Consider the following 19,759-nt stretch of genomic DNA (forward strand, 5'->3'; position numbering starts at 1 on the left):
GAGATAGTCGATGTCGTCCAGAAGCCCCTTGTATGGCCGCCAGAAGGAGATGCGCTCATGACCAGCCCCGACGTTGCACCGGCCCCGCCGCTGACATTCGTCATCTTCGGCGCGACCGGCGATCTTACCCGGCGCCTTCTTATTCCGACACTGATCAACATGACCCACAACGGGCTTGTGGGCGAAGATCTGCATGTTCTCGGCATCGGTATCGAACCCGGCAACGTCGAAATGCTGCTGGAGCGCCTGGATGCATTCTTGAAAACTTCAGGCGACATCGAGGATCAGGAGCGAAAAGCGGCGTGGCAAAGCCTGCGCAAGCGCATCAGCTACATCTCCGGCGACTTCACCCAGAATGCTGTCTACAAGAGTATCGCGGATTATCTTTCGCATGCGCCGAGCGCCAATGCGGCTTTCTATTTCGCCGTGCCGCCGAGTTTCTTCGGTGATATCGCCGAAAAGCTTTCGGAAAACGGCCTAACCGACGAAACGACCGGCGCATTCCGGCGCATCGCGATCGAAAAGCCTTTCGGCCACGATCTTGCCTCGGCCCAGGCGCTGAATGCGCGGCTCCTGAATCATGCCGAAGAAAGCCAAATCTATCGCATCGACCACTTCCTCGGCAAGGAAACCGTCCAGAACATCATGACAACGCGTTTTGCGAACATGATGATCGAGGCGCTTTGGAACAACAATTACATTGATCACGTCCAGATCACGGCAGCAGAACTGGTGGATGTCGGCCTTCGAGGCAAGTTTTACGATGCGACCGGCGCCTTGCGCGACATGGTGCCGAACCATCTCTTCCAGCTCCTGGCGATGGTGGCCATGGAGCCGCCAAACAGCTTCGACGCAGAATCGATCCGCAACGAAAAAGCTAAAGTTCTGAAAGCTCTGCGCCATTATTCGCGTGAGGAAGCAACCCAGAACGGTGTGCGCGGCGCCTATGCGGCCGGCCCTCTCGCCGGCAGGGATCTGCCCGCCTATACTGAGACCGCCGATATTGCGCCTGACAGCGATACGGAAACCTTCGTGGCACTGAAGCTCCTGGTCGACACTTGGCGCTGGGCCGGCGTGCCCTTTTACCTGCGCACCGGCAAGGCGATGAAGACGCGCGATACGGAGGTGGTCATCACCTTCCGGCAGGTGCCCTTCGCACAATTCCCCCGCCACGATTCGCGCCCTCAGCTACCGCCGAACAGGCTCATCATCCAGGTGCAGCCCGATGAGGGGCTGGACATGGAAATCTCGATCAAATCGCCGGGGCTTGTGCTGAAAACCGCGCCGATTTCGCTCGATTTCCGTTATGCTGATCGTTTCGATATCGGCAAGCAGACGGGCTATGAAAGCCTGTTCTACGAGCTTTTCGTCGGCGACCAGACCCTGTTCCAGCGCGCCGACGGCATCGAGGCCGGCTGGGCAGCCGTGCAGCCATTCCTCGATCTCTGGGCCGAGGGCGGCAAGCCCGATCCTTACGCGCCCGGCAGCATGGGGCCAGCCTGCGCCGACGAACTCATCGGACGCGACGGCCGCATCTGGCATCAGCCGGGCGATAAACCGGGCAGAAAGACGGTTTGAATATGCACGGGCCGGTATCGATAGATGCCGGCCCTTATCGCAATGATTTTATTACTTTTTCGCTGTTGATTTTGAACAATTTACAGCGGCAATGGTATTGTTATCCGAATTCTGAAGTGTCTCTCTAAGGACGGTGCAGCCAGTAGCTGCTTCGATAGCTTTCACATTCCCCGCATAGATGGTCGGATCTATAACGATCAGCGACGCGCCAGTCGGGCGATTTAGGCTAGCTTGCCAGGAGTTCTTGCTTGAAAGCGGCCTGACCGAATATTCTATGCCGTCAACGATTGCGACCTTAGCATTTGGAAAAAAACTAGATACACCTTGGCAACCAGCCAGTCCAACGAGCGCAATGACTGTTAAAAACCGCTTCATATTTACCCCTCTGACCCCCAAAAGATTTTGCTCTCAACTACAATGCACGCGCAATAGTTGCAAGTTTGCTTCCGGCAACGGACGGAATATATCTTTTATATCCCGCAATAAGGGTGTCAAAAAATTTAGGCTCTCTTGGATAGAATACCCGCATCCCCGGCGACGGCATTTTCAATTTCAACCGATCCGAGGCTTGGCAATCATACCGCCGCCGTAATCTGAACCTGCAGGCCATCCCCTATGAAAGGGCGGTCCGCCGGACCGCCCTGACCATGTCCCACGCTCCATTGCGCCGGCCAGACCATATGCTCGAGGCCGGTTGCGGAGGCTCCGTGGAATGAATTCCATCGGTGATCCCCGTGCATGCGATAGAGCATGCCGCCCGGTCCCATGCCGGCATGCAAGGCGATGTCGATATCGAAAGGCTGGCCGGGGATCAAATCGGGTCCGAACCAATAATGAGGGCTGCGGCCGGGCTTGCGGCCGAGAATCAGGGTCAAGGTCTGATGCGGGCCGCGCAGGCCGAGCCAAAGCGGCGCGATGATTTGAGGATCGAAGGCGGAGAAGAGCGTTTGCGCCGGTGCATGCGCCCCATTTGCCATGAACCCCGTAATCCGCAGTTCGACGATATGGTTCGGCCCTTTGGAGCCGCTGAAGCCTGCCACATGCGATCCCGGCGACAGATTCCGCCAATTCTCGGCCGGCTTGAAAGGCCACTGCAGTTTCTCGCGAACCACGCCATCGGTGTCCAGCACCTGATAGCGAAACCCGTCCGCATCCAGCGCGGCCTGGATGCAATGCAGATATTCCACCTCCTCCGGCATCCGATGCGCAGTGCCTGCTCCTGCCGTGCAGAGCTGCAGGACGCCACGATGAACCTGAACGTCGAAGGCGAGCATATGGCTGCAGACATAGGCAAGCACATCGGCTTCCACGAGAATATCCCAGAATCGCCCGGCATATTCGGGACCGATTTCGCGTTGGTAGGCACCAGAAAAGCCGTTGACCGGGAAGACCGGATGATGGCCGAGGACGATCTTGTGCCTGATATCGGCATGCTTCCTCAGCGTCGCCTCCAGCCATTCCGTCTCGACATGCCCCTCGCCGCCAAGACCTGTCCATAGCGTATGGACGAAAACAAGCAGAAGATCGCCGCGGCGGACCCAATAGGACAGTCCCTCCTGCCCCGGCGGCCCGTTTTCCGGCAGCTGAAGCACCTCGCGGAACACCCGCTCGCTCATCTCGTCATAGGTCGTGTGGTTGCCGGTGGTGTGCCAGAGCGGCGTCGCCTGCCGGTCGAGCCATGCCATTTCATGATCGAGCCAATGCCGCCATTGCGCCCGCAGCGCTTCCGGATCGGCCGTCAGCCCGATGATCTCGTCACCCGGAAACAGAATGAATTCCGGCGGCGGATCGAGCCGGCGCAAGACGGCGTTGACGGCAGCGAAGGTGCCTTCATGCAGGGCACCCGGAACGCCGGAGCAGGAATCGCCGTATAGCACGAAAAGATGCCCCGGCCCTCCCGGCAAAAGGGAGGGAATAGCGCTGACGGACATGAGGCGACCTCCCCAAAAGCCACGGCCCTCGCCTCACAAGGGATGGCGAAGGCCGGAAGACATGAAGATTAGACCATCGCTCGCTGGCGGCGCCTGCAAAAATCGACGCGCGCCGGTGGCTGCCGGCCTCTCCGAGCTTTCCGGAAAGGCCTTACCTATCTCAGAGGAACTGATGCAGGCCAGGAACGGAGTTGACGACCTGGTCGACCACTTCGTCGCCGGCATGCTGGCGGGCGGTTGCGATCGTTTCCTTGGCGAGCGAGGTGATCTCGCCCATGCTGAGACCGCTGCTCATCAATTGCTGGCCGAGCGCCATGAGGCCGCCACCGCCGCCAACGGCGCTAAGGAGGCCGCCGAGCAGGCCGCCGCCCGATGTTTCCTCGCCATTGTATTGCGCAACGAGATCAGACGCGCCGGGGATCGATTCGATCATCTTGGTGACGGGGCCATCCGGAGCCTCGCGTTGCAGAAAGCCAAGGATCATGCCAACGGCCTTCTCTGCGAGATCAGGAGCAATGCCGGCTTTGGTTGCGATCTGATCAATAACTTCGTTCACTTTGGCCTCCTGCCTTTTTACGACGTTAACGTCAACGTAACTGAACGGGCCAACCGACACAAGCCGCGCCGGACCTCGCTATACTACCAGAAACATAACCGTCACGCGAATGGTTGTCCCCGTTCAAGTCAGTTCTTATAACAGTGTCAGGACAAATCGATGAACGGTTCTGGCAACCTTTAAGCGTTGCTGTGCCGCCGCCCAAAGGGAGACGACACCATGCCGCAGCAGGATGGACAGATTTTCGTCGGCGCCAGCCGGAATCCGGACGAAAGCATCAACAAGGACGAATTCCTGACGCTGAAATTCGGCAACCGCCACGGCCTCGTCACCGGTGCGACAGGCACCGGCAAGACGGTGACGCTGCAGGTGCTGGCGGAAGGATTTTCCAAGGCCGGCGTGCCTGTGTTTTGCGCTGACATCAAGGGCGACCTCTCCGGCATCGCCGTCAAGGGCGAGGCCAAGGACTTCCTGCTGAAGCGAGCCGAGGAAATCGGCCTGTCCCCTTATGAATTCGATCAGTTCCCGGTCATCTTCTGGGACATCTACGGCGAAAAGGGCCACCGCGTGCGCACGACCATCGCCGAGATGGGGCCACTGCTGCTCGCGCGCCTGATGGACGCTTCGGAGGCGCAGGAGGGCGTGCTCAACATCGCCTTCAAGATCGCCGATGAAAACGGTCTGGCGCTGCTCGATCTCAAGGACTTCCAGGCGCTGCTGAACTATATGGGCGAAAACGCCAGCGAGCTTTCCAGCAAATACGGCCTGATCTCGAAATCGTCAGTCGGCTCGCTCCAGCGATCGCTTCTGGTGCTGGAGCAGCAGGGTGCTGAAAACTTCTTCGGCGAACCGGCGCTGAAAATTTCCGACATCATGCGCGTCAGCAACGACGGCTACGGGCAGGTCTCGGTGCTGGCCGCCGACAAGCTGATGATGAACCCCCGCCTCTATGCCACCTTCCTGCTCTGGCTGCTGTCGGAACTCTTCGAGGAACTGCCTGAGGTCGGCGATCCGGAAAAGCCGAAGCTCGTCTTCTTCTTCGATGAGGCGCATCTGCTCTTCAACGACGCGCCGAAGGTGCTCATCGAGCGTGTCGAGCAGGTCGTGCGCCTGATCCGCTCCAAGGGCGTCGGCGTCTATTTCGTGACGCAGAATCCGCTCGATGTGCCGGAAACGGTGCTAGCGCAGCTCGGCAACCGTGTGCAGCATGCGCTGCGTGCCTATTCGCCGCGCGAGCAGAAAGCCGTGCAGACCGCAGCCTCGACATTCCGGCCCAATCCCGCCTTCGACTGCACTCAAGTCATCACCACACTCGGCACCGGCGAAGCGCTCGTTTCGATGCTCGAGGGCAAGGGCGCGCCGTCGATCGTCGAGCGCACGCTGATCCGCCCGCCGTCAGGCCGTATCGGTCCCGTCAGCGATGCGGAACGTCGGGCCGTCATCAACGCCAGCCCGGTCGCAGGCTTGTACGACCAGACGATCGATCGCGAATCCGCCTATGAAATCCTGACCGAACGCGCCCGCAAGGCAGCCGCGCCGCAGAGCGATAATGCTGGCGATGGCTGGACGCTCCCCGGCTTTGGCGGAGACAGCAACAAGACATCAGGCCGCGGCCGCTCCGGCTATCAGCGCGAGACGATCATGGAAGCGGCCTTGAAGAGCGTGGCGCGCACGGTCGCCACGCAGGTCGGCCGCGCGCTGGTCCGGGGGATTCTGGGAAGCTTGAAGCGGTAGAAGGGTACCCTCCCCTTGAGGAGGTCGCGGCAAAGCCGCGGGTGGGGGTGACATGCCGCAAACTTGGGGATCACCCCACCCCGGCCCTTTGGGCCGACCCTCCCCCTCAAGGGGAGGGTAGAGATCACCGTATCGGCGCGACCAGGGAGAAAAACGCTCCCTGCGGGTCGGTGGCTTGGACGATCCAGCTACCGCCGGGAACCTCCATCGGGCCGTTGACGATCACGCCGCCGCCCTCGCTGATACGCGTGATCGCCGCATCGATCGCCGGCACGTTGATGTAGAAATTCCAGGCCGGCACCGGCATTTCCGCGGGCTTGGTCATGATGCCGCCGAAGTCCCGATCGCCGATCTTGAAGATCTTGTACGTGCCCATCGGGCCCATATCGAAGTCGGAACTCGATTCCCAGCCGAACATCTCGCAATAGAAATCGAAGGCCTTCTGGCCGTCGCCGGCATAGAGTTCATGCCAGCCGATATAGCCGGCAGCAGCGGGCTCCGACGGACCCCAATCCTGCCCGGGTAGTGGCGTGAAGATGCAGAAGGCGGCTCCATAGGGATCGGCCACCACAGCAAACCGGCCGATGCCCGGAATATCCGTCGGCTCGCGATAGACCTTGCCGCCCTTCGCGACGATGGTCTTGGCTGCCTCGTCGACGTTAGGCACGCCGATATAGCCGGTCCAGCAGGGGGGCGTCCCCATCGCCTTCGCCTCTTCAGGCAGCACCATCAATCCGGCGACGGGACCCGCACCGGCGCTGAACAACGTGTAGGCCATGCCGACATCCGGCATGCCGGCGTCCTCTGCGTCCCAGCCGACAACCTTCCGATAGAAAGCCTCTGCCGCTGCCATGTCGGTGGTCATCAACTCGTACCAGACAAAATAACCCTTCTCAGCCATCGAATCTCTCCCTATTCGTTTGTGGCATTCGTCCAGCTCAATTTGAGCCGGTTGTCAGCGCGAGCCATCATCGCCGATGTAAGTGACGGCCGAACGATAATCGATCAATCGACCTGTTTGTTTCGCTGCAAGCAAGCGCTACGTCTTACCTAAATACAAAACACAATATTTCGACCCCTGCTCCCACGGAATCAACAAATATCACAGTCCTGTAGCGTCTCAATGGCAGGAATGCGCCTTGGCGGTATCCTCATATTCATCATGACGACGAACGAAATTCATCGTGCTGCTTTCGTTGCGCCCCTTGGGTGCGCGATCAAGGATCATCAGCGTGCCGATCAACTCTTCGGGGCCGCGGGCATAGCTTGAATAGGTGTGGAAAATATTACCAACCTCGTCCTTGTAGAAAGCGCTGAGACCAGGCAGCTCGTCATTGCCTTCAGCCGAATCCATGGGCGTGAAATTGTAGAAGACCGTCTCGCCGGCAAGCTGCTCCTTCGAGAAGGAGACATGATAATCGTAATTGAAGTCGTTGGCGAAGGACGATACCCAGGGGAAGTTCCAGCCCATCCGTTTTTTGTAGGCCTCCACCTTGTCGATCGGGGCACGGGAAACGACGACCAATGTAACGTCATGATGGTTGAGATGCACAAGCGTTCCGTCGAGATGATCCGCGAGGAAAGAGCAGCCAGGGCATCCAGCCTCCCAATCCGGACCGAGCATGAAGTGATAGACGATCAACTGGCTGCGGCCATCGAAGAGATCGGCAAGCGATTTCCTGCCGGTCGGCGTATCGAAAACATAGTCTTTCTCGACCTTCACCCAGGGCAAGGCCATGCGCTCCGCATTGACGCGATCGCGCAAATGCGTTGCCTCCTTCTCGCTGGCAAGCAATTGACGGCGGGCCTCCAGCCATACGTCTCGGGAAACGACCTGGTTCATTGTCAGCGCCCTCCTCCGGCGTTTTCCAGTTCCAAATCTTGACAAATATATTGATATCAATATTAATGAATCATGTCAAACGCGATCGAAATTCCCTTTGAAACTACCCTGTTGGTGCGTGACACCTGCCTTTGCCTGCATGTCCAGCGTGCCGCGCGAGCTCTGGCGCGACGTTTCGACGAGGCGCTGAGGCCGCTCGGGCTCACCAACGGGCAGTTTTCCCTGATGATGTCCTTGAACAGGCCGGAGCCCGCGCCCATGGGGCCGGTCGCGACACTGCTTGCAATAGATCAGACGACGTTGACGGCAGCCTTAAAGCCGCTGGAGCGGCGCGGATGGGTGAATATCGTGCCCAATCCCAGGGATCGCCGCGCCCGCCTGCTCACCCTCACACCATCAGGCAAGGCGATGCTCGCCGCCGCCGTGCCGATCTGGAAGGCAACGCATGCGGTATTGGAAGAGCGCCTGCCCGATGGCAATGGCGACCGGTTGCGGAGTGACCTGGCGGCGTTGCTCTGAGCCGCTATCCCGCCAGACGGGGATCGCCGCCAAAATCCTTCCGTTCGAAGCCGATACGGCGCCTGGGGAATTCGCACAGCGCCTGAATACCGGCTCGCGACAGCCTGATGCGCCAGGTCTGTCGTTCAACAGGTTCGCGCGCCGCGAAGGCCCTGGCAGTTAGAAGCGCCATGTTTCTGCCGCCTTGCGGATCCCGGACCGAGCGATAGAGGATCGCCTCGATGCCCCCTGCCCGCGCTGCCTCGGCAAGCGATTGACATGCCTCGTAATTGACCGGATCGGTCCATTGCCGCAGGTCGCGATCCAACGGCGGCCTTGTCAGATCGATCGCCTCCTTCGTCGCGATCGCCGCGGCAAAGGCAGTATATTCCGCAGCATTGGTGGGCAGCGGGGTATCCGGGGAATCGCGGAAGAAAAGCAGCCGATAGAAGCTCATTTCCGCTAGGGACGTCTCCACCTGTTCGGAGGCGTAGAAAACACCGAGCGTGCGGCCGGCACGGCGGAAGCGGGAACCGTGCGGATAGATCGCGCCATAGCGAAAGGGCGTGGCGAGCAGATAGTCGAGCCCGGCACATTCCGGCGGCAGGACCGGTTTGCTTTCTTCCAGAAGATTTTCGAGGAGCGCCTGCTCTTCCAGCGTATCGACCAGTTTCAGCGTCGAGACCTGATGCTGCGATTCCACCAGCCGCCAATAACGGCCGGAAATTGCCCCCGCCTCAGATGAGAGCGCGGCGGGCGTCCAGATAGGCAAGGACATCGGTCAAACCAGAGATAGAGGTGATCTTATCTTGCGGCGCGGCGCCAAGGGCGAGATTGCCGTTGCGCAGCCATTCGCGCGCCACCATCTCATCGCCGCCCACAATGGCATCGAGCGAGCGAAAGAGGCGAACGAAAAGCACGGCAAGTTCGAATGGCTTGCTGTCACGCTCCAGAAGGTGATCCTGCCGTTTCATGCGCGAGACGGTCGCCTCGGAAACGCCGATCACCGCAGCCAATATGCGCGCATTCAATCCCAGCCGCTCGGCGGCATTGACAACCGCCTTGGTGATGACGGCAGCCTCACCAGGCGCCGAATGACCTGCTATTTGAGCTTTTGCCATCGCCTTATCCTTTCCTAAGAAAATATATAGCATATTTCTTGCAAAAGAAAAGGAGCGGCAAGCAAAAAGCTCACCGCTCCCAATTTTGATTTGTTCCGCCTCTCACGCGGCCGCGTGGGAGGATTTCGTTTTAGGCGACCGTGACCGGCACTTCGGTCGACGTGCGCAGGGCGTGGCTATAAGGGCAGACGATGTGGGCGGCGGCGGCGAGCTTCTCAGCCTCGGCCTTGTCCATGCCGGGAATGTGGACGGACAGAGACACCTCGATGCCGAAGCCGCCGCCGTCCTCGCGCGGGCCGATGCCGACAGTCGCGGTCACCTTGGCGTCTTCCGGAATCTTGACCTTCTGCTGGCCTGCCACAAATTTCAAAGCGCCGAGGAAGCAGGCAGAATAGCCAGCCGCAAAGAGCTGCTCGGGATTGGTGCCGGTAGCGCCATCGCCGCCGAGTTCCTTCGGCACAGTCAGAGTGACGTCGAGGACGCCGTTTTCGGAAACAGCGCGGCCAGCGCGGCCACCGGTGGCGGAAGCTTTGGTGGTGTAGAGAATAGGCATGTCATCTCTCCTTCGGGTTGGATGTCGATTTTATATATCACGATTTAATCGTGCGCAATATATATTTTTGCAATTTGATTTCGCAAAGTGAATTTGTGACAATGCACCCAACAAAAAAATGGCGGAGCAGCAATGACGGACAAGCCAAATGGGCAAAGCATGATCCCCGACGAAGAAAAGCGGCTTGAAAGGCAGCTTTGTTTCGCCGTCTACAGCGCCGCACATGCCTTCAACCGTGCTTACAAGCCGATCCTCGATCGCGTCGGCCTCACCTATCCGCAATATCTCGTCATGCTCGTGCTGTGGGAAAAGGGTCGCCTTTCGGTCAAGACCATCGGCGAAAAGCTGGATCTTGACTCCGGCACACTGTCGCCCCTGTTGAAGCGATTGGAGCAGGCTGGCCTGATCAGCCGCACGCGCGACCCGAAGGACGAGCGGCAGGTGATCATTTCACTGACGGAGAAGGGTACCGGTATGAAATGCCAGGTCGGCACCATCATGGACGCCATCGGCGAGGCCACCGGCTGCGACATGACTGAAATCGCCAATCTGCGCGACCGGCTACAGCAATTGAAGACCAATCTGACGGCCGAGTGAGCGGCGGCTGCCTTAGGTCATCTCGCCCGCCCGTTCGGTAGGATAGATGGGCGAGGAAGGACGCCCGCATTCGTGGCGTCCCTGTTGCGACAATAACCCGACGTTAAGACGTCACCAGGATCGGCGCGCGTTCCGGCACGCGATCATAGAGATCGATGACGTCCTGGTTCAGCAGACGGACGCAGCCGGAAGAAACGGCCTTGCCGATGGAGCGCCAGTCCGGGTTGCCGTGCAGGCGATAAAGCGAATCCTGCTTGCCCTCGAAGATATAGAGAGCGCGCGCGCCGAGCGGGTTCTTCAGGCCCGGATCCATGCCGCCATTGGCGATGGAGAACTTGACGAGCTCCGGCTGGCGGGCAACCATTTCGTCCGGCGGGTTCCAACGCGGCCACTTCTTGCGCCACTGAATGACGCCGCGGCCCTGCCAGGCAAAGCCTTCGCGACCGACGCCGATGCCGTAGCGCATCGCCGTGCCGCCCTGCTCGGTGACGTAGAGCATGCGCTGGGTGGTATTGACGATTACACTGCCCGGCGCTTCGCCTGTGGGATCGACGACGCGCTGGCGATAAAAGCGCGGATCGATCTGCTGATAGGGAATCGCCGGGAGATGGAAGCCGCCATCGTCCATGGCCGCATAGATCACGGCTGGATCCGGTTGCTCACCGTCATAGCTGGAGAGCCAGGTACGGAACGGCCTGGGCGCGCCGGTATATTGCACCGGGCTGACGACAGGGCCGTTGTCGATGGTGGAGGCACAGCCGGCAAGCGTCGAGACGGCACCGATGCCAGCAAGGGCGAGGAAATTACGTCGGGAAAAGGATGAAGGCAGGCTCATGTCGACAGCATCGTTCCTATTGAAGGGAAGCAAGAACCCGCAACAAAAAGCTGATTCGGCTGCCCCGAGGTTCGCAGAGACAGGAGCAAAACTAAAGAGCGCAGCCGAGCACGGCTATCGCACTTATGCAACATCACGAAAATTTGTGGTAAATTACCGCTACAAAACGACGATTTCCGCTTTGTCGGGCACACGGTTATATAAATCCATCACATCCTGGTTGAGCATGCGCACGCAGCCGGAGGATGCTGCCTTGCCGATCGACTGCCAATCCGGCGTGCCATGGACGCGGTAAAGCGTGTCCTTGCCATTCTGATAGATGTAGAGCGCACGCGCGCCGAGCGGATTGGTCGGCCCCGGATTCATGCCGCCGCGCTCGGCCGAAAGCGGCCTCATCTGCGGTTCGCGGGCAACCATTTCGGCGGGCGGAGTCCAGCGCGGCCATTTCTGCTTCGACTGAATGACGCCCCTGCCATGCCAGGCGTAACCTGCCGCACCGAGGCCTACGCCATAGCGCATGGCCTTGCCGCCCGGCTCGATGAAATAGAGATAGTGGCTTCTGGTATCGACGACGATCGTGCCGGGCCGCTCGTTGGTCGTGTAGTCCACCTCCTGCCGCAGGAAGCGTGGATCGATGCGCTTGTAGGGGATCGCCGGCAGCGTGAAATCGTCCTCGTCTCGCTGCGCATACATGGCCTGGTGCACCGGATTGAAGGTCGGCAGGCCATAGGTCTGATGGAATTGCGTGCGGAAGAGATCGCGCGATTGCGGCACGGGCTGCACCGGCAGGCGCCGCACCTTCTGCGGATCGATGCCTTCGGGCCGATAGAAGACCGGTGACGTTTCCTGCACGAACCGATCAGGATCAGTCGCACCGGTATCGGGAATGACGCTGCAGGCGGACAATGTCGCCAAAGCGGTAGCGGCAAGCAGGTGGCGGGAAACGGGCAGCAGATCGGCCATCATCGGAAACCAGTTGGAACACACGTCGGGTCGGCGGCATGATGACCGGCGCGGCTGGAGCGAGGCTGGCGTCACGGGCGAAGATATTGCACGGATTGGCCAAACTCCTGTTTTCCCCCGCGACATCATGGGCTAGACCATAGCGGGACGGAGGATGGCATGAATATCGACAGTCTCGACCCGAACATCTTCGCTGGAGCCGACCGCAAGACATGGCTCAAGCTGGTGGAACGGGCGCTGAAGGGTAAGGATTTTCAGGAAACGCTGGTCTCGCAAACCGATGACGGCATCGCGATCGAACCACTCTACGAGCGCCGCCGCGATTGCGCGCCGCTATCGCGCGGACGAGCCGATCTCCCCTGGACAGTCACCCAGCGACTGGACGATCCCGACATGGATCGTGCCCTGCAACAGCTCGATGACGATCTTGCCAACGGTGCAAGCGGGATTTGCCTCGTCTCCAAAACCTCGGCCTCAGGCTTCGGCACCGGAATCGACACGGAGAGGCCGGCGCTCGCCGATCGGCTTGCCACGGTGATGTCGGGCAAGAATGTCTCGCTGCGCCTCGATGGCTTCACTCCCGACACCGCGAAGACTCTGATCGCTGCCTTCGGAGAAAACCCGCCCGCGGCGCTGCATCTTGGTCTTGACGCTTTCTCGATGGGCGACAAACAGGCCGAGACAGCAAGGGACATTCGCCGTTTGTCCGAACAGAAGCTGCCCGGCACCACCGTCAATGCAGACGGCCGCTCAGTCCACAATGCCGGCGGAACCGAGGCGCAGGAGCTGGCGGTCATGGCCGCAAGCCTCGCAGGCCATCTGCGATCGCTGGATGAGGTGGGACTTTCGCCGGAGGCCGTTCTGGCCGCAACGAGCCTCTGCCTTTCAGCCGACCAGAACCAATTCACGACCATGGCCAAGGTCCGTGCCGCGCGATTGATCTTCAGCCGCATCGCCGAGGCCTGCGGCGCCTCCGATCCGCAGCCCGCGCCTATCTTCATGGAAACGAGCTATCGCATGCTCACGACGCTCGATCCGGAGACCAACATTCTGCGCAACACGATCGCGGTCTTTGCGGCGGGCACCGGCGGCGCCGACGAAATCGCCGTGCTGCCGCACAGCCTGACGCATGGCATCCCCGATCCGCTGGCGCGGCGCCTGGCGCGTAATACGCAGACGATTCTGATCGCCGAAAGCCATCTCGACCATGTCGCCGATCCCGCCGCCGGCGCCGGCGGCATCGAGGCGCTGACGGACGCTCTTGCCGAAAAGGCATGGGAGATCTTTACCGGCATCGAACGCGACGGCGGATTGGCGAATGTCATCGCCAGTGGCCGATTGGCGGCGATGGTTGCCGAGGCGCGCGCAAGCCGCATCGCCAAGCCGATTGTCGGAACCACATTGTTTGCGATGAAGGCGGAACGGCCGGTTGCGGTCTTGGGGCCGCTGGTCCAGCTCGTTGGCGGGATGGGGTTGGTGCCGATGCGGCTGGATGAGGGAGTGGGGGCATGAGAACGATCATCGAATTCGTCGCAGCTGGGCGTAACGCAGGCTCGGCATTCGCGGAGGTACCGGCCGCATGACCCTGATTCCCGATTTCGCCAATATCCCCTGGGCAAAGCCGCAAGCCAAGACACGCACGACAAGCGCGCCGGCCTGGGACACGCCGGAAGGGATCGCCGTCAAGCGCAGCTACGGCGAGAGCGACCTCGCCGGCTTGCATTTCCTCGATACCCATCCGGGCGCCGCCCCTTTCCTGCGCGGGCCCTATCCGACCATGTATGTCCAGCAGCCCTGGACCATCAGGCAGTATGCGGGCTTTTCCACCGCGGAGGAATCCAACGCCTTCTATCGCCGCAATCTTGCCGCCGGACAGAAAGGCCTCTCCGTCGCCTTCGATCTCGCCACCCATCGCGGCTATGACAGCGATCATCCGCGCGTGGCGGGCGACGTCGGCATGGCAGGCGTCGCGATCGATTCCATCCTCGACATGCGCCAGCTCTTTGACGGTATACCGCTCGACGAGATGAGCGTGTCCATGACTATGAACGGCGCCGTGCTGCCCATCATGGCGCTCTATATCGTCGCGGCGGAGGAACAGGGCGTTTCCGAGGACAAGCTTTCCGGCACGATCCAGAACGATATCCTCAAGGAGTTCATGGTCCGAAACACCTATATCTATCCGCCGCAGCCTTCGATGCGGATCGTTTCGGATATTTTCAGCTACACCAGCCAGCGCATGCCGAAGTTCAACTCCATCTCCATCTCCGGCTACCACATGCAGGAGGCCGGTGCGAGCGCGGATCTGGAGCTCGCCTATACGATCGCCGACGGCATAGAATATGCACGGGCCGGGGTCGCTGCCGGACTGGACATAGACAGCTTCGCCCCCCGCCTCTCCTTCTTCTGGGCAATCGGCATGAACTTCTGCATGGAAGTCGCCAAGATGCGCGCCGGCCGCCTGATCTGGGCCGCGCTGATGCAGAAGAATTTCGCGCCGAAGGACCAGAAATCCCTGGCGCTCAGGACGCACAGCCAGACCTCCGGCTGGTCGTTGACGGCGCAGGATCCGATGAACAACATCATCCGCACCATGGTCGAGGCCATGGCGGCGACGCAGGGGCATACGCAGTCGCTCCACACCAATTCCTTCGACGAGGCGCTGGCGCTGCCGACCGATCATTCGGCCCGCATCGCCCGCAACACGCAGATCCTGCTGCAGAAGGAGTCCGGCACATCAGGCATCATCGACCCCTGGGGCGGCTCGGCCTATGTCGAGCGGCTGACCCATGATCTTGCAGCCCGCGCCCTTGCCCATATCGAGGAGGTCGAGGCGCTCGGCGGCATGGCGAAGGCGATCGAGAAGGGCATTCCGAAGCTCAGGATCGAAGAGGCGGCCGCGCGCACGCAGGCACGCATCGACAGCGGCCATCAGATCCTCGTCGGCATCAATTTTTCAAGGCCGGAAAAGGACATCGAAGTCGACGTGCTCAAGGTGGACAATTCCGAGGTGCGCGCCCGGCAGCTCTCGAAATTGCAGCAATTGAAGGGCACGCGCGAGACGGCTGCGGTGGAAACCGCCTTGGATGCTCTGGCAGACGCCGCGCGCAACGGCACCGGCAATCTGCTCGACTTCGCGGTCAAGGCGGCGCGGGCGAGAGCGACGGTTGGCGAAATTTCGCTGGCGCTGGAAAAGGCCTATGGCCGGCACGTTGCCGAGATCAGGACCATTTCGGGCGTCTATCGCCAGGAAGTCGGCGATGCCGACCCAGCATTCAACAAGGCCGTCGCCAAGGTCGAAGCCTTCCGCAAGGCGCGTGGCGAGAAACCCCGCATCCTCATCGCCAAGATGGGCCAGGACGGTCACGATCGCGGCCAGAAGGTCATCGCAACAGCGTTTGCCGATCTCGGCTTCGATGTCATCGTCGGCGCGATGTTCCAGACACCGGAGGAAGTGGCCGATGTCGCCGTCCGTGAAGGTGTTGATATCCTCGGCGCATCATCACTGGCTGCAGGCCACTTGACGCTGGTGCCGGAGCTGAAGGAAGCGCTCGCCCGCCGCCACGCCGGCAATATCCTGATCGCCGTCGGCGGCGTCATCCCGCCCCAGGATTTCGCAGCACTGGAGGCCGCCGGCGCGGACGCGATCTTCCCGCCCGGAACGGTGATCGCGGAAGCGGCGGCGGCACTGATCGAAAGATTGATGGCATAGCCAATACATAGCGTGGCGCAGCGTTTCACGGATTCGCCGAACCGCTCTATGCGTTGCTCTGAGGCAATTCCGGACGGAAAACCGCTGTGCATTTTTCCTGGAATTACTGTTAGGCGGCCACGCTCTCGAAGAACCGGATGCTTTGCTCGATCTCGCCCGGCAGCGCAGAATTGTGGCTGCCCGGCATGGTTTCCATGTCCATCTTCACGCCGCCCGCCGTCGCCCGCTTGGCGAGCAGAGCGAGCCGCGAGTCGAAATGAGCCTCCTCAGTGCCGTGAAACAGCTTCATCGGGCATTTGAAGTTGTGCGCATAGCAGAGCGGCGAGCGCATCTGATATTCGCGCGGGTTCTTGGTATTGAAGCGGATATCCTGCGGATAACGGCTGAAGAAGGCATAAGCATCCGGATTGCCTGATATCGGCGCGGCCGCGCGGAAGCGCCTGGTCGACATGGCAACGAGCATTGTCAGCGTACCCCCCACGCTATGTCCAGCCAGGAACATGCGATGCGGGTCGACGCCGGGCAGATGCCGCAGCCGGTTGGAAGCGGCCAGCACATCCGAAACCTCATCATAAAACCCGGAGAAATTGCCCTTCTGGCCGTTTTCACCCCGCATCGAAGGGATCATGACGACGTAGCCAGCCTCGATATAAGGCTTCATCAGCTGCCAATGACCCTGGCCGATCGCGTTGCCGCCATGCAGGAAAAGCACGGCCGGTTTCGGCTTGGCCGTTCGCGTGTAGCGGGAAACCCAGGCGACGAGCTCCAACTCGCTGCCGACGCCGCTGCGATAGAAAAGCTGGTCTGCGGTCGACGGCGTCACCAGCGGTTCGTATATGTCGGGAGCAGGCCCCTTGCTCAGCAGATCCGTGCGGAACAGGTGGCGCTCCTTGGCATAATCGCCCGACAGCAGCGGCGGCGCATCCGCTGCCTTTTCCTCATTCTTTGCGACGGCGCTCTTGCCATCGGCAGGCTTAGGTCCGGCCGTGCTGTCATCGGCAGCCCTAACGATGTTGGGAGCGAAAAGCGCGGCGGCGAGGCCGGCAAGAACGCCGCGGCGATTGGGACGGAATGTGTTGTCGTCAGACATGGTCATAGGCTCTGTCCAATTATCCCGGCGCAGTTCAAAATTGCACGGGTTGAAAGGCAGGGCCAACTCACATTGTGGTGAGGAATCGCCCTCACCTATTCATCAACAGCGGGAGCCTTCGCGTCAATCAGTGCGATCAAACTTTCTAGCCGATCCGCCTCATAGGGCGGCTTGTCCGGCCGAAGCCTGGCAATGCGGGGAAAACGCATCGCAACACCGGATTTATGACGGGTGGAGCGGTTTATCCCCTCGAAGGCGACTTCGAGAACGAAGCCGAAATCGCGATCGGCGCGCACCGCCCGCACCGGACCGAAGCGATCGACCGTATTGTTGCGAACGAATTTGTCGAGCACTTCGAGCTCGGCATCGGTGAAACCGAAATAGGCTTTGCCGACGGGCACCAGCTGCTCGCCCTCCGGCGTCATCGACCAGACGCCGAAGGTGAAGTCGGAATAATAGCTGGAACGCTTGCCATGGCCGCGCTGCGCATACATCAGCACGGTATCGACATTGTAGGGGTCGCGCTTCCATTTGAACCAAGGGCCTTTGGCCCGTCCGGCAAGATAGGCGCTGTCCCGGCGCTTGATCATCACGCCTTCGATCACCGGATCGGGCGGCGAGGCGCGCAGCCACTCCAGTTCCTCCCAGGAGGTGAACTCGACGAGGGGCGAAAGATCGAAACGGTCATGGGGTGCCGCCTCGACGATCTCAGCCAGCCGTTCGCGCCGATCGAGAAAGCCGCGGCCGCGCACATCCTCCTCGCCGTCGAACAGCAGATCGTAGGCGCGGATGAAGGCAGGATATTCCTCCAGCATCTTCGGCGTGACCGTCTTGCGGTTAAGGCGCTGCTGCAGGTCTGAAAAGCTGCGCGTCGGGTTGTTGGAGCGCACCGTGCCGCCGATCAGCAGCTCGCCATCCATGACGCCTTCGAAGCTCATCGCATCGACGATGTCGGGAAAGGCGCCGGAGATATCGTCGCCGGAGCGGGAATAGAGCTTGCTCGTGGACCCGGCACGCGAAAGCTGGACGCGGATGCCGTCCCATTTCCACTCGGCTGCGAAATCCTTCGGATCGAGCCCATCGAGATCGCCTGGCTCGACCGGATTGGCGAGCATGACGGAATGGAAGATCGCCGGCGTCGCCAGCACCGGCCGCTCTGCCCGCCCCTCCAGCCAGCGGAACAGGCTCTCATAGGGTGGCTGCAGACCATGCCACAGGGTTTCGATTTCGGTCACGTCCTTGCCGCTGAGCTCTGCCAGTGCCTGCTTGGCGAGCCGGGCCGATACGCCGATGCGCAAGGCGCCGGTGGCGAGCTTCAGGAAGGCGAAGCGGCCCGAAGTATCCAGCCGATTAAGCAGGTCTCGAACGAAGCTGCGCACCTCGGTACGGCCAAGCGCATTCATGCCGCGGACGACCTCGCCGAGCCTGGGCTGCTCGCCGGCCGGGCGCACGATGTCGCTTTCCTTGTCCCAGACCAGCGATATGGTCTCGGCGAGATCGCCGACATAGTCGTAGGAATAGCGGAACAGCACGTCGTCCATGCGCTCCAGCACGAGTTCGCGCAGCATCGCGGGCTTGACGTTGCGAACCTCGAGCGTGCCGGCGATGGCGGCGAGACCATAGCCGCGATCGGGGTCCGGCGTGTCGCGGAAATAATCGGTCAGCAGCTTCAGCTTGCCGTTGCGGCTCGGCGTCAGCACCAGGCGGTCGAGAAGATCGGCAAAGGCTTTCATCAATCGCCCTCGTCTTCATAGCCGATGAGATGCAAAGGCTTCGCCGCAATACCCTGCAGCTCGCACCAGCGCACGAGCGCTTCCTCGCGTCCGTGGGTGACCCAGACCTCGCCCGGCTTCAATTCGGAAATCGTCTCCGTCAGCTCCGGCCAATCGCAATGATCTGAGATGACGAGCGGCAGCTCGACGCCGAGCTGCTTGGCACGCTGGCGCACCAGCATCCAGCCGGAGGCAAAGGCCGGCAGCGGATCATGAAACCGCCTTGCCCAGCGATCGGAAAATGCCGATGGCGGGCCGACGACCACGGCGCCCTGGAAGATCGACTGATCGCGGCTCTCGACCGTTGCCGGCCGCAACTCGCCGAGCACAATGCCCTGACTGATGTAGTAATCGCACAGGGTCTCGAGCGCGCCGTGAATATAGATCGGCTCGTCGTAGCCGGCATCACGCAGCAGCCGGATGACGCGCTGCGCCTTGCCAAGCGCATAGGCGCCGATCAGATGGGTCCGCTCCGGGAATTGGCGAAGGGAAGCCAGAAACTTCTGCGTCTCTTCCATCGGGTCGGGATGGTGGAACACCGGCAGCCCAAAGGTAGCCTCGGTGATGAAGACATCGCAGGGAACGGGTACATAGGCGGCGCAGGTCGGATCCGGCCGGCGCTTGTAATCCCCGGAGACGACGATCCGCAGCCCATCCTTCTCCACCGCGATCTGCGCCGAGCCGAGAACATGACCCGCCGGATGGAACCGCACCTTAACCTCGTTGATCGTCACCTCCTCGCCAAAGCCGACCGCCTGTTCCGAGCCGGCAAAGCCGGTGCCGTAACGAATACGCATGATATCCAGGGTCTGGCGTGTGGCGAGCACATGGGTATGGCCGGAGCGGGCATGGTCGGAATGGCCATGCGTGACGAGCGCCCGTTCGACCGGCTGCACGGGGTCGATATAGAAGCCGCCGATCGGACAGAACAATCCCTCGGGCGCTGGATAAAGCAGTTGTTCTGGTCTCATGGATG

The 19,759-nt window shown here is 60.9% G+C and carries 19 protein-coding genes; 6 read left to right on the forward strand and 13 right to left on the reverse strand.

Annotated elements, in window-relative coordinates; all coding sequences use genetic code 11:
• The first annotated feature begins 57 nt into the window (after window positions 1-57).
• A complete protein-coding gene (gene zwf / locus GA0061101_RS01620) occupies window positions 58-1,578 on the forward strand; it encodes a glucose-6-phosphate dehydrogenase (RefSeq protein ID WP_047638844.1) in 1,521 nt (506 codons plus the stop codon).
• A gap of 51 nt (window positions 1,579-1,629) precedes the next feature.
• Here zwf and GA0061101_RS38515 read toward each other — a convergent pair whose 3' ends face one another.
• From GA0061101_RS38515 to GA0061101_RS01630, 3 genes are all read right to left on the reverse strand, one after another.
• Window positions 1,630-1,953: a hypothetical protein gene (locus GA0061101_RS38515; RefSeq protein ID WP_141694042.1), complete on the reverse strand. Its 324-nt coding sequence runs from the start codon at window positions 1,951-1,953 to the stop codon at window positions 1,630-1,632.
• A gap of 200 nt (window positions 1,954-2,153) precedes the next feature.
• Window positions 2,154-3,509, reverse strand: coding sequence for a metallophosphoesterase family protein (locus tag GA0061101_RS01625; RefSeq protein WP_092572884.1), 1,356 nt, complete (start codon window positions 3,507-3,509; stop codon window positions 2,154-2,156).
• 160 nt (window positions 3,510-3,669) lie between these two features.
• A complete protein-coding gene (locus GA0061101_RS01630) occupies window positions 3,670-4,065 on the reverse strand; it encodes a hypothetical protein (RefSeq protein WP_037193654.1) in 396 nt (131 codons plus the stop codon).
• 219 nt (window positions 4,066-4,284) lie between these two features.
• Here GA0061101_RS01630 and GA0061101_RS01635 point away from each other — a divergent pair, with 219 nt between their 5' ends.
• Complete coding sequence (locus GA0061101_RS01635) at window positions 4,285-5,799, forward strand: helicase HerA-like C-terminal domain-containing protein (protein ID WP_092572885.1); 1,515 nt, start codon at window positions 4,285-4,287, stop codon at window positions 5,797-5,799.
• A 124-nt stretch (window positions 5,800-5,923) separates the two neighbouring features.
• Here the strand turns inward: GA0061101_RS01635 and GA0061101_RS01640 are convergent, their stop codons facing one another.
• Window positions 5,924-6,700, reverse strand: a complete 777-nt coding sequence (locus tag GA0061101_RS01640; RefSeq protein ID WP_092572886.1) for a VOC family protein — start codon at window positions 6,698-6,700, stop codon at window positions 5,924-5,926.
• Between the two features lie 219 nt (window positions 6,701-6,919).
• Entirely contained in the window at window positions 6,920-7,642 is a 723-nt protein-coding gene (locus GA0061101_RS01645) for a DUF899 domain-containing protein (protein ID WP_092572887.1), read from the reverse strand.
• A 72-nt stretch (window positions 7,643-7,714) separates the two neighbouring features.
• Between GA0061101_RS01645 and GA0061101_RS01650 the strand changes: the two genes are divergently transcribed.
• A complete protein-coding gene (locus GA0061101_RS01650; protein ID WP_092572888.1) occupies window positions 7,715-8,161 on the forward strand; it encodes a MarR family winged helix-turn-helix transcriptional regulator in 447 nt (148 codons plus the stop codon).
• A gap of 4 nt (window positions 8,162-8,165) precedes the next feature.
• On the opposite strand, the gene GA0061101_RS01655 is transcribed toward GA0061101_RS01650, so the two are convergent.
• From GA0061101_RS01655 to GA0061101_RS01665, 3 genes are all read right to left on the reverse strand, one after another.
• Window positions 8,166-8,918: an RES family NAD+ phosphorylase gene (locus tag GA0061101_RS01655; protein WP_092572889.1), complete on the reverse strand. Its 753-nt coding sequence runs from the start codon at window positions 8,916-8,918 to the stop codon at window positions 8,166-8,168.
• Window positions 8,878-9,261, reverse strand: a complete 384-nt coding sequence (locus tag GA0061101_RS01660) for an MbcA/ParS/Xre antitoxin family protein (RefSeq protein ID WP_092572890.1) — start codon at window positions 9,259-9,261, stop codon at window positions 8,878-8,880. The genes GA0061101_RS01655 and GA0061101_RS01660 overlap by 41 nt, the downstream gene beginning before the upstream one ends.
• A 130-nt stretch (window positions 9,262-9,391) precedes the next feature.
• The gene (locus tag GA0061101_RS01665) at window positions 9,392-9,814 is read right to left on the reverse strand and encodes an organic hydroperoxide resistance protein (RefSeq protein WP_092572891.1); all 423 of its coding nucleotides are present in this window, start codon (window positions 9,812-9,814) and stop codon (window positions 9,392-9,394) included.
• 132 nt (window positions 9,815-9,946) lie between these two features.
• On the opposite strand from GA0061101_RS01665, the gene GA0061101_RS01670 reads away from it, so the two are divergent.
• On the forward strand, window positions 9,947-10,411 hold the full coding sequence (locus GA0061101_RS01670; RefSeq protein WP_047559633.1) for a MarR family winged helix-turn-helix transcriptional regulator: 465 nt from the start codon (window positions 9,947-9,949) through the stop codon (window positions 10,409-10,411).
• A 103-nt stretch (window positions 10,412-10,514) separates the two neighbouring features.
• Here GA0061101_RS01670 and GA0061101_RS01675 read toward each other — a convergent pair whose 3' ends face one another.
• Together GA0061101_RS01675 and GA0061101_RS01680 are read right to left on the reverse strand one after the other, a co-directional pair.
• Entirely contained in the window at window positions 10,515-11,246 is a 732-nt protein-coding gene (locus GA0061101_RS01675) for a L,D-transpeptidase family protein (RefSeq protein ID WP_037193632.1), read from the reverse strand.
• Between the two features lie 159 nt (window positions 11,247-11,405).
• Entirely contained in the window at window positions 11,406-12,209 is an 804-nt protein-coding gene (locus GA0061101_RS01680; protein WP_425349985.1) for a L,D-transpeptidase, read from the reverse strand.
• A 159-nt stretch (window positions 12,210-12,368) separates the two neighbouring features.
• Here GA0061101_RS01680 and GA0061101_RS01685 point away from each other — a divergent pair, with 159 nt between their 5' ends.
• Window positions 12,369-13,721: a methylmalonyl-CoA mutase family protein gene (locus GA0061101_RS01685; protein WP_092572893.1), complete on the forward strand. Its 1,353-nt coding sequence runs from the start codon at window positions 12,369-12,371 to the stop codon at window positions 13,719-13,721.
• 67 nt (window positions 13,722-13,788) lie between these two features.
• Window positions 13,789-15,921 (forward strand): methylmalonyl-CoA mutase, encoded by a 2,133-nt coding sequence (scpA, locus tag GA0061101_RS01690; protein WP_092572894.1) that lies wholly within the window; start codon window positions 13,789-13,791, stop codon window positions 15,919-15,921.
• Window positions 15,922-16,030: 109 nt separating this feature from the next.
• On the opposite strand, the gene GA0061101_RS01695 is transcribed toward scpA, so the two are convergent.
• The 3 genes from GA0061101_RS01695 to GA0061101_RS01705 form a co-directional block, all read right to left on the reverse strand.
• The gene (locus tag GA0061101_RS01695) at window positions 16,031-17,017 is read right to left on the reverse strand and encodes an alpha/beta hydrolase family protein (protein ID WP_037193622.1); all 987 of its coding nucleotides are present in this window, start codon (window positions 17,015-17,017) and stop codon (window positions 16,031-16,033) included.
• An 89-nt stretch (window positions 17,018-17,106) separates the two neighbouring features.
• Window positions 17,107-18,744, reverse strand: coding sequence for a cisplatin damage response ATP-dependent DNA ligase (locus GA0061101_RS01700; protein WP_092572895.1), 1,638 nt, complete (start codon window positions 18,742-18,744; stop codon window positions 17,107-17,109).
• The gene (locus GA0061101_RS01705; protein ID WP_047559617.1) at window positions 18,744-19,754 is read right to left on the reverse strand and encodes a ligase-associated DNA damage response exonuclease; all 1,011 of its coding nucleotides are present in this window, start codon (window positions 19,752-19,754) and stop codon (window positions 18,744-18,746) included. Before GA0061101_RS01705 ends, GA0061101_RS01700 begins: the two co-directional genes overlap by 1 nt.
• Window positions 19,755-19,759 lie beyond the last annotated feature (5 nt).

Source organism: Martinezella lusitana (genome assembly GCF_900094565.1).
Taxonomy (GTDB): domain Bacteria; phylum Pseudomonadota; class Alphaproteobacteria; order Rhizobiales; family Rhizobiaceae; genus Rhizobium; species Rhizobium lusitanum.

Bases quoted from the DNA above. Each gene is read 5' to 3' on its own strand.
- GA0061101_RS01670 (WP_047559633.1), top strand. From the start codon at position 9,947: ATGACGGACAAGCCAAATGGGCAAAGCATGATCCCCGACGAAGAAAAG.
- GA0061101_RS01625 (WP_092572884.1), bottom strand. From the start codon at position 3,509: ATGTCCGTCAGCGCTATTCCCTCCCTTTTGCCGGGAGGGCCGGGGCAT.
- GA0061101_RS38515 (WP_141694042.1), bottom strand. From the start codon at position 1,953: ATGAAGCGGTTTTTAACAGTCATTGCGCTCGTTGGACTGGCTGGTTGC.
- GA0061101_RS01635 (WP_092572885.1), top strand. From the start codon at position 4,285: ATGCCGCAGCAGGATGGACAGATTTTCGTCGGCGCCAGCCGGAATCCG.
- GA0061101_RS01655 (WP_092572889.1), bottom strand. From the start codon at position 8,918: ATGTCCTTGCCTATCTGGACGCCCGCCGCGCTCTCATCTGAGGCGGGG.
- GA0061101_RS01705 (WP_047559617.1), bottom strand. From the start codon at position 19,754: ATGAGACCAGAACAACTGCTTTATCCAGCGCCCGAGGGATTGTTCTGT.
- GA0061101_RS01695 (WP_037193622.1), bottom strand. From the start codon at position 17,017: ATGACCATGTCTGACGACAACACATTCCGTCCCAATCGCCGCGGCGTT.
- GA0061101_RS01645 (WP_092572887.1), bottom strand. From the start codon at position 7,642: ATGAACCAGGTCGTTTCCCGAGACGTATGGCTGGAGGCCCGCCGTCAA.
- zwf (WP_047638844.1), top strand. From the start codon at position 58: ATGACCAGCCCCGACGTTGCACCGGCCCCGCCGCTGACATTCGTCATC.
- GA0061101_RS01660 (WP_092572890.1), bottom strand. From the start codon at position 9,261: ATGGCAAAAGCTCAAATAGCAGGTCATTCGGCGCCTGGTGAGGCTGCC.
- GA0061101_RS01640 (WP_092572886.1), bottom strand. From the start codon at position 6,700: ATGGCTGAGAAGGGTTATTTTGTCTGGTACGAGTTGATGACCACCGAC.
- GA0061101_RS01665 (WP_092572891.1), bottom strand. From the start codon at position 9,814: ATGCCTATTCTCTACACCACCAAAGCTTCCGCCACCGGTGGCCGCGCT.
- scpA (WP_092572894.1), top strand. From the start codon at position 13,789: ATGACCCTGATTCCCGATTTCGCCAATATCCCCTGGGCAAAGCCGCAA.
- GA0061101_RS01650 (WP_092572888.1), top strand. From the start codon at position 7,715: ATGTCAAACGCGATCGAAATTCCCTTTGAAACTACCCTGTTGGTGCGT.
- GA0061101_RS01680 (WP_425349985.1), bottom strand. From the start codon at position 12,209: ATGGCCGATCTGCTGCCCGTTTCCCGCCACCTGCTTGCCGCTACCGCT.
- GA0061101_RS01675 (WP_037193632.1), bottom strand. From the start codon at position 11,246: ATGAGCCTGCCTTCATCCTTTTCCCGACGTAATTTCCTCGCCCTTGCT.
- GA0061101_RS01685 (WP_092572893.1), top strand. From the start codon at position 12,369: ATGAATATCGACAGTCTCGACCCGAACATCTTCGCTGGAGCCGACCGC.
- GA0061101_RS01700 (WP_092572895.1), bottom strand. From the start codon at position 18,744: ATGAAAGCCTTTGCCGATCTTCTCGACCGCCTGGTGCTGACGCCGAGC.